Below are 5,675 nucleotides of genomic sequence, written 5' to 3'. Positions count from 1 at the left end.
TCGTCCTGAAACGGGACGGCCTCTATTTCGTCCGCATCGTTCCGCTCCTCGGGTTCGGCTTCGACGATTTCGTCGGGAAGGTCGGTCGGCGTTTCCGTGTCGGGTGTCGTGGTCGATTCCGACGTATCACCGGCATCGGAGAGAACGGTGTCGAACTCGTCCGTATCGTCCGCTTCAGCGATGGACTCATCTGGAGGTGTCGCGGTATCGGCAGTCTGCTCGGGAGCGGCAGCGTCGTCCGTCGGGAAGTCAGCGTCGTCAGTTGGGATATCGGGGGTGGCGGCACTCTCCACGGATTCCGGCTCGTCTTCGAGCGGGGCCGCTTCCACGCTCGGTTCGGACCCGTCCGTGTCGCCGGTTTTGATGACTTTTCGGTCGATGAGGTCGTGGACTGGGTCGGGGTCCGATGCCGAATCGGATTCCGTTTCGGCGTCTTCGGTCGGTTGGTCCGAGGATACCGAGTCGGACGGTGAGTCGGTAGGCTTGGATACAGCATCGGCGGGGTCGGACGGTGAATCGGTAGGTTCGGAAGGGGCATTGGCAGATTCGAACGCATCGGTGTCGGACTCGGACGTATCGGCGGCGGCTTCGAGGTCGAGCGGTCGCTCATCGGGACTGGGGGACGCGTCTGATTCCTCGGAGGGAGTATCGTCAGTCGCTTCGGGGGTCGGCTCGGGCTCCGTAGCTGGCGGTTCTTCGGGGCTGCTGGCCCCGAGTTCGAACTCGGCGTCGGCGAGCGAGGGAGAGGGTGGGGAATCGGAGACAGGGGTGGAGTTCGATCGTGAGGTGGGTTCGCCGGACAGTTCGGGGGAGTCCGTCGCGCCGGTGACGATATCCGCGAGTTCCCGGTATGCCTTCGCGGACGGACTGTTCGGCGAGAAGACGGCGAGCGGTCGTCCGGCGTCGAGACCCATCGGGACGGTTTCGTCGTCCGGAACGACGGTGAGAACGTCGTTATCGAGCGTCCCTTCGACGTTGTCGGCGTTGAGGATGTCGTTGCCGCGCTGGGTGAGCACCGCACCGCGAACCGATCCATCGACGCGGGCCGTGAGTTCGGCTGTTTTAGCCGTATCGCGCACTGCGGCGATGTCCGGAGTGGTAACGAGCAGAACGTCGTCCGCGAGCGAGAGCGGGAGGATGGTGTCGTAGCTGATACCGGCACCGGTGTCGAGGAGGACGTACTCGTACTGTTCGCGCAGGTCGGCGACGACCTGCTGAAGCCCCGCCGTCTGTGACTGTGCGAACGTGTAGATATCGGTGCTGCTCGGAACGACGTCGATCTCACCGGGCGCGTTGTAGATCGCGTCTTCGATGCCAGCGTCGCCCGAAAGCACTTCATGGAGCGTCGCACCGTCGATCTCGAAATCGAGGTAGCCGCCGACGTTCGCCATTCCGAGGTCGGTGTCCACGACGACGACCGAATACTCCGCCGCCGCGAGCATCGCTCCGAGATTGATCGCGGTCGTCGTCTTCCCCACACCTCCCTTGCCGCTTGCAACCGCCAATACTGTCCCAGTCATGGTCGTTATGTCAAACCGAACAACAGCACGTACATAAACCTAGTCCGTTGTTTAGCCCGAAATATAGAACAAACAACACGAATGAGTTTGTGCTGACGTGGGACGAATCCGGACCAAGAACCCCCATCCGCCGTGGCTTGGGTGACTTATGTGGAAAAGTTGTCCGAGGTACGACATTCGAATCCCGCGACGAACGGCAGGTCAAAACGCATAGTACGATTCGCTCCCAAAGGGCCTCCATGAACGAACCGGGTATCGGCGTGCTGATGGACCAGTCCACCATCCAGCACCGCGTGGACTCGGGTGCGGTACCGGACTGGGCCGCCGCACACTACGAGAGCTTTCGAAACGGTCTCCTCGGGGAGCGGAACGGGACTCCGTTCCCGTGTTACTTCGGCATCGAGACCGAACAGCAGGGTGACGCGCTGTACACGTTCTGTCCGTCGATGACCGACAAGGACGCGCTCCTCTCGCTCGGTGAAACCATCGCGGAGTATCACGAGATATACGAAGACTACAGCAAGCGTGCGCCACTGACGGTGTTCTTCGAGCCTCCGGAGGAGCAACTCCCGGAGGCTGGCTACCACGAATCCATGTGGCACATCCTGCAGTTTCTCCACGTTCACGACCCGGAACCGTGGCCGGAGGAAATCCCGACCGACCCGGAGGACAACGAGTGGGAGTTCTGTTTCAACGGCGAACCGATGTTCCCGACCTGTCGCGCGCCGTTCTACGAGGACAGAAAGAGCCGCTACTGCCCGGTCGGATTGGAGATCACGTTCCAACCGCGGTCCCTGTTCGACGGCGTGACGGCCGACACGGAAAAGGGACAGCGAGCACGGGAGATCATCCAGGAACGCATGAAGAGCTACGACCGCGTCTGCCCGCACGCACAACTCGGTGACTGGGGCGTCGAAGGCGACCACGAGTGGCCCCAGTACCTCTTCTCGCAGGACGAGGAGCAAGCGCCGGACGAGTGTCCGATTCGGACGACTCGGGAACATCCGAAGAGCAGGGTCCTCATCGACGCATGACCGCCGAAACTGACACCGACACCAAACCCGAATCCGACACCGAATCCGAGTTCCGATCCGAACTCGACCTCCCGGACGACGCCGTCCTGCTCGCCATCGACTTCCAACAGGGGTTCGCCGACCCCGTGTGGGGCGAGCGTAACAACCCCGATGCGGAGCAACGAGCGGCGGAACTACTCGATGCGTGGCGACGCGCCGACCGCCCCGTCGTCCACGTTCGGCACGACTCGACGGAGGAAAACTCGCCGCTTCGGGGCGATTCAGAGGGGTTCGCGTTCGTCCCGGAACTGGCACCTACGGACGACGAACCTGCGTTCGAAAAGCGCGTCAACAGCGGGTTCATCGGGACGGAACTGGAGTCGTGGCTCCGCGAAGGGGGGTACGAAACCGTCGTCGTCGTCGGCCTGACAACCGATCACTGCGTTTCGACCACGACGCGAATGGCGGAGAATCTGGGTTTCCGCGCGTTCCTCGTCTCGGACGCGACGGCAACGTTCGACCGAGTGGCACCCGACGGCACCGAGATATCCGCCGAGACGAACCACCGAGTCGCGCTCGCACAACTCGCTGGCGAATTCGCGACCGTCGTGACGACCGACGAACTGTTGGCGACGGTGGCGTGAGTACGGATCCGAAACGCAAAATCGCGGTAGCACGCCGCAAGCGAGGTCAAAGCTTACTTACCAGTTGGAGCGGCTAGAAGGGAGTAATGAGCCAGCAGGAAGGAGAACAGTCCGACAGGAAAAAGTACGAGTTCCAGAAGGTCATCGAGGACTTGAAACAGTACGAAGGCTCGGGGACCCAACTCGTCACTATCTACATTCCGGAGGACAAGCAGGTCAGCGACGTGGTCGCGCACGTCACCCAGGAGCACAGCGAAGCGAGCAACATCAAATCGAAGCAGACCCGAACCAACGTTCAGGACGCACTCACGTCCATCAAGGACCGACTGCGCTACTACGACACCTTCCCGCCGGACCGCGGAATCGTCATTTTCAGCGGTGCCATCGACACCGGCGGCGGCCAGACCGACATGGTCACGAAGGTGCTCGAAAGCCCGCCGGACCCCGTCGAGTCGTTCCGCTACCACTGTGACTCCCAGTTCCTCACGGAACCGTTGGAGGAGATGCTCGGCGACAAGGGCCTGTACGGCCTCATCGTCCTCGACCGACGCGAGGCGAACGTCGGGTGGCTGAAAGGGAAGCGCGTCGAACCCGTCAAGTCAGCGTCGTCGCTCGTCCCCGGAAAGCAGCGCAAAGGTGGTCAGTCCGCCCAGCGTTTCCACCGACTGCGCCTCGAAGCCATCGACAACTTCTATCAGGAGGTCGCGGGGATGGCCGACGACCTATTCGTCCCGAAGCGACACGAGTTGGACGGCATTCTCGTCGGCGGTCCATCGCCGACGAAGGACGAGTTCCTCGACGGTGACTACCTCCACCACGAACTCGACCAGAAGGTGCTCGGAAAGTTCGATGTCTCCTACACGGACGAGTCCGGACTGTACGACCTCGTCGATGCCGCACAGGAAGTGTTGGCCGACGCGGAGGTAATGAAGGACAAAAAGGAGATGGAGGAGTTCTTCCGCGAACTCCACGAGGGCGACCTCGCGACCTACGGGTTCGAGCCGACGCGCAAGAACCTCGTGATGGGGTCGGTGGACCGCCTGCTCCTCTCCGAGGACCTCCGCAAGGACGTCGCCGTCTTCGAGTGTGGCGACCAGGAGGAATACGAGTTCATCGACCGCCGAAAACAGGACCCGAGCCACACCTGCGAGAACGGGACCGAGGCCGAAATGACCGAACGCGAGGACGCCATCGAGTACCTGATGAACATCGCCGAACAGCGCGGCACCGAGACGAAGTTCATCAGCACGGACTTCGAAAAGGGCGAACAACTGCTGAACGCCTTCGGCGGCGTCGCTGGCATCCTTCGGTACTCCACCGGCGTGTAAGCCGGACTGCTTCCTGTTTTCTCTGTATCCTATTTCTCTCTGTATCCCGTTCTCCTTTCATTCGCGTTTCGGCATCGTCGAGTAGTGCGACGTGGCGTCGATATCCGGGCGGTCGTCCGGCATCGTGGAGTACGAGAACGTGACCTGCATGTCCGGACGGTTTCCGGGGGAAGAACTGCTGTCGCCGCGGTCAGACCCTTCGCCGGAACCCAACTCGCTCTCGGCGATTTGCCCTTTCAATCGCTCGCGGGCGGTCTCGATCTGCTCCCGGAAGTTCTCGGCGTTCTCCTGCAGTTCGGACTGGAGTTTGCCTTCGGTCGCTTGCGAGGCGATGTCGGCCGTGTCGCCGTCCATCTCGCCGAGTCCATCGCCGCCGTCGTCGTTGTCGTTCGAATCGGTTCCGGAGAGGACGCCGACCGCGTCGGCCAGTTCTTTTCCCTCCTTCCAGAGGTCCTGCATCTCGTCGGAGCTCCAGAACTCGCGGAAGTTGACGGCTTTCACGAGTTCCTTCGCGTCGATGGCCGCCTTGGGGTCACCGCTCTCGACGGCGTCCGGAACGTCTTCGAACTCGATGGCGTCGGGCAACTTCGTCACGTCGACAGTGTTGCCGAACGACTCGGCGTCGAACCCGCCGAGCACGTCCTCGGCTTCGTCGATGACGGTCCAGAGGTTCTCGGCGGCCGCGGTCACGTTATCGAACGTCTCGGCGGATTCGAATGCGTCTTGAAGCCGCTCCAATGCTGTTCCGAGGCGGGTCGAAAGTTGCGTTCGTTCGTCGGAAGACTCGCCGTTGAAATCGGTGAGGGACTGTTCGAGTCGGGTCGAGATGTCGTCGAATTGGACGGTGGACATGGTGGATTGGGTGTTCAGACGGCACGGAGTGCCTGACTACGGGTTCCGACGCGCAGATGGATAAGCAGAGTCGCTAGTAACGAAACGCTGTACCGTAGAGTGGAAGGTCTCGAAATCCGCTACTCGACGGTTGGCCGCTTTATGCGACCTCCGGAAGGCGTCCGTATCGGCGTCGATAAATGAGGAAGTACGTGAGCAGTAGCAGAATCACGAAGCAAGCCGGTGTGTAGAGCACTTGCGTGAACGGGTCGGGCGGTGCGAGTATCGAACCGAGAACCATCGCGCCGATACTGCTGATGGAGACGATTCCCGCGAGAC

Annotated in this window: 6 protein-coding genes; 3 read left to right on the top strand and 3 right to left on the bottom strand. The window is 61.7% G+C overall.

The window, feature by feature from the left end:
- The coding region (locus WBV42_RS10650; protein WP_423986002.1) for an AAA family ATPase at nucleotides 1-1,520 on the bottom strand (1,520 nt) is incomplete at its 3' end.
- 239 nt (nucleotides 1,521-1,759) lie between these two features.
- Between WBV42_RS10650 and WBV42_RS10645 the strand changes: the two genes are divergently transcribed.
- From WBV42_RS10645 to prf1, 3 genes are all read left to right on the top strand, one after another.
- Nucleotides 1,760-2,554 carry a YqcI/YcgG family protein gene (locus tag WBV42_RS10645; RefSeq protein ID WP_423986001.1) on the top strand — a complete coding sequence of 265 codons (795 nt, stop codon included), beginning with the start codon at nucleotides 1,760-1,762 and terminating at the stop codon, nucleotides 2,552-2,554.
- Nucleotides 2,551-3,177 (top strand): cysteine hydrolase family protein, encoded by a 627-nt coding sequence (locus tag WBV42_RS10640; RefSeq protein ID WP_423986000.1) that lies wholly within the window; start codon nucleotides 2,551-2,553, stop codon nucleotides 3,175-3,177. The genes WBV42_RS10645 and WBV42_RS10640 overlap by 4 nt, the downstream gene beginning before the upstream one ends.
- 86 nt (nucleotides 3,178-3,263) lie before the next feature.
- Nucleotides 3,264-4,505 carry a peptide chain release factor aRF-1 gene (gene prf1 / locus WBV42_RS10635; RefSeq protein ID WP_423985999.1) on the top strand — a complete coding sequence of 414 codons (1,242 nt, stop codon included), beginning with the start codon at nucleotides 3,264-3,266 and terminating at the stop codon, nucleotides 4,503-4,505.
- A 57-nt stretch (nucleotides 4,506-4,562) separates the two neighbouring features.
- Here the strand turns inward: prf1 and WBV42_RS10630 are convergent, their stop codons facing one another.
- Together WBV42_RS10630 and WBV42_RS10625 are read right to left on the bottom strand one after the other, a co-directional pair.
- Nucleotides 4,563-5,357, bottom strand: a complete 795-nt coding sequence (locus tag WBV42_RS10630) for a hypothetical protein (protein ID WP_423985998.1) — start codon at nucleotides 5,355-5,357, stop codon at nucleotides 4,563-4,565.
- 139 nt (nucleotides 5,358-5,496) lie between these two features.
- A complete protein-coding gene (locus tag WBV42_RS10625) occupies nucleotides 5,497-5,637 on the bottom strand; it encodes a DUF7534 family protein (RefSeq protein WP_423986003.1) in 141 nt (46 codons plus the stop codon).
- Between the last annotated feature and the right edge of the window lie 38 nt (nucleotides 5,638-5,675).

Source organism: Haladaptatus sp. (genome assembly GCF_049589095.1).
Taxonomy (GTDB): domain Archaea; phylum Halobacteriota; class Halobacteria; order Halobacteriales; family Haladaptataceae; genus Haladaptatus.
Note: the sequence above shows the minus strand (reverse complement) of the source record. Positions and strands in the feature narration are given on the sequence as shown.

Coding starts and splice junctions, on each gene's coding strand:
- WBV42_RS10625 (WP_423986003.1), bottom strand. CDS start 5,637: ATGGTTCTCGGTTCGATACTCGCACCGCCCGACCCGTTCACGCAAGTG.
- WBV42_RS10645 (WP_423986001.1), top strand. CDS start 1,760: ATGAACGAACCGGGTATCGGCGTGCTGATGGACCAGTCCACCATCCAG.
- WBV42_RS10640 (WP_423986000.1), top strand. CDS start 2,551: ATGACCGCCGAAACTGACACCGACACCAAACCCGAATCCGACACCGAA.
- prf1 (WP_423985999.1), top strand. CDS start 3,264: ATGAGCCAGCAGGAAGGAGAACAGTCCGACAGGAAAAAGTACGAGTTC.
- WBV42_RS10630 (WP_423985998.1), bottom strand. CDS start 5,357: ATGTCCACCGTCCAATTCGACGACATCTCGACCCGACTCGAACAGTCC.